Annotated in this window: 1 protein-coding gene; it reads left to right on the top strand. The window is 58.0% G+C overall.

From position 1 onward, the window contains the following. Positions 1 to 104: 104 nt before the first annotated feature. The coding region (locus tag EN845_RS36875; RefSeq protein WP_348631140.1) for a VOC family protein at positions 105 to 281 on the top strand (177 nt) is incomplete at its 3' end.

The following is a 281-nucleotide window of genomic DNA, read 5'->3' as shown; positions in this document are numbered from 1 at the left end:
AGCGGTTTTCCATCCGCGTAATGCACCATGCCGGAATCCTCCCCTGAAGCGATCGTCTCATCCCCGTAGCGTCGCTCCCTCCACCCGTCAACGCGTGCGCACCGATGACAGTCGGTGCTTTCGCTCCTAGGCTGTGTCGACAGAACGGCCTGCGGGGGGAGGAATTGGCTTTGTCGCTCAATCGCATCGTTCTTTACGTTAGAAACGTCGAATCTGCCGTGGCCTTTTACGAAAGGCATTTTGGCTTCCAAGCGCATCGCGAACAGGGCGACAGGATCGTC

The sequence above is a fragment of the Mesorhizobium sp. M8A.F.Ca.ET.202.01.1.1 genome (genome assembly GCF_004791595.1).
GTDB lineage: Bacteria > Pseudomonadota > Alphaproteobacteria > Rhizobiales > Rhizobiaceae > Mesorhizobium.
The sequence above is the reverse complement of the archived record's forward strand: the minus strand, read 5'-3'. Positions and strand labels throughout refer to the sequence as shown.